Below are 1,404 nucleotides of genomic sequence, written 5' to 3'. Positions count from 1 at the left end.
CGGAAATGCAATAGTAAAACTAACATGCTGCACTCCATCAGATTTATAAGGTAGATAATTCTCTGGAAAGAGTTGATTTCCATCGATATCTAACACATTAAAAAAAGAACCGCACTGAGCTGTGAGGTCCCTTACTAGTTTTTTATTCTCTTTGTTGTCTACAATCGCAATGTCAACTAGAAACGAAGCATTTTGAACCGTGATACCCACGTTTTCTGTGCCACCTTCTTCAATACTGAGAACAAAATAAAGGGGCTGTTTCGATTGCATCACTGAATCTAAATAGATAGTGCCATCAGGTTTTATCTGCTTTAGAATTCCAGTTATAGTAGACAAAATTCTATCGTACATTGACAACTATCCTTTCTTAGCAATAACAATGGCCATCTGTTTGAAACGACGTGGAATGTAAGTCATATGTGCGAGGTTTTGAGCTTTTTGCAGCATAAATCGCCCTTTGACAAATCCGTTTGTTTTTCTTGTCAAACCATATCTTCCTTTTTTGGAAACGGTTCTTTTCCTAACCTTATGACCATCATTTACATATTTAAAATATTTTTCATTGTTAATCAATGCGCCAACAATACGCCCACTCGATAATTTCCTAGCTTTAACAATTCGATAACCGCGGCGTAAATCGCCAGTTTTTAGTGGTGTTAAAGGTACGATTAACTGATAAATCTTAGCCAACGAATCATTTACTAGCATAATCCCCTGAGCTTCAGCTAAAGGAGTCATCTTCTTAAAGTTTTCAATTACTTTTTTAGCATTTGAGTGTGTGCTGTACCCCGGCTTACTCATCTATTTCACTTCCTGACAAGTTAACTTCTAAATGGCTAGGATATGAAAAAGGCTTCTTCGCAAATAGTGTGTGCTGCTGTCCAGTTGATTGAGTGATCTGAATTCGATCTCCTTTTCTAATGTCTACCGTAGGCACGAGAAACAGCTTTTGTTCTTCATAGGTAACATTAACCATTCCAGTATTTTCTACAACAGCTAAATTGCCTGAACTACCAAGCCCACTCTGAGATAAAGCACAAGGAAGATCCTCGCTAACAACTTGATAAGATTGTTCTGTTACTCCTGTTTCAGGATCTTCATGATCATCATAGCGCTCGATTGTACATGTATCTGTATATGTCATCGCTAAAATTTCAGCTTCGTTCAAAAGAACATCACCCCGCTATTACAACCAATGAGTCGATTGATCATGGCTGCATAACCATCTAATAGTTGGCGCACAGCTTGCGAGGTGTTAGCATAGCTTATGGACGTATCACCGCGTTTTACAGCAGTAATAGTTTTTTCTGATTCGTTCTTCATCGCCTGATATAAAACCTCAGAAACGAGATCAGAGAGCTTCTCCCAGTCGATTCCCTTCCCACAAGTATTGAAGGATTCAAT

At 38.4% G+C, this 1,404-nt stretch carries 4 protein-coding genes; all 4 read right to left on the bottom strand.

Translation table 11 applies throughout. The features are described 5' to 3' along the window. A partial coding sequence (locus tag IGI58_RS18160) for a phage tail terminator family protein (protein WP_429955511.1) occupies positions 1-351 on the bottom strand: 351 nt, incomplete at its 3' end. Between the two features lie 6 nt (positions 352-357). Next, on the bottom strand, positions 358-801 hold the full coding sequence (locus IGI58_RS18155; RefSeq protein ID WP_429955508.1) for an HK97 gp10 family phage protein: 444 nt from the start codon (positions 799-801) through the stop codon (positions 358-360). After that, entirely contained in the window at positions 794-1,168 is a 375-nt protein-coding gene (locus tag IGI58_RS18150; RefSeq protein ID WP_429955506.1) for a DUF6093 family protein, read from the bottom strand. Before IGI58_RS18150 ends, IGI58_RS18155 begins: the two co-directional genes overlap by 8 nt. Beyond that, a partial coding sequence (locus IGI58_RS18145) for a hypothetical protein (RefSeq protein ID WP_429955504.1) occupies positions 1,165-1,404 on the bottom strand: 240 nt, incomplete at its 5' end. The genes IGI58_RS18150 and IGI58_RS18145, both read right to left, overlap by 4 nt.

It is taken from the genome of Enterococcus sp. AZ020 (assembly GCF_050499205.1).
Lineage (GTDB): Bacteria > Bacillota > Bacilli > Lactobacillales > Enterococcaceae > Enterococcus_L > Enterococcus_L dunnyi.
The sequence above is the reverse complement of the archived record's forward strand: the minus strand, read 5'-3'. Positions and strand labels throughout refer to the sequence as shown.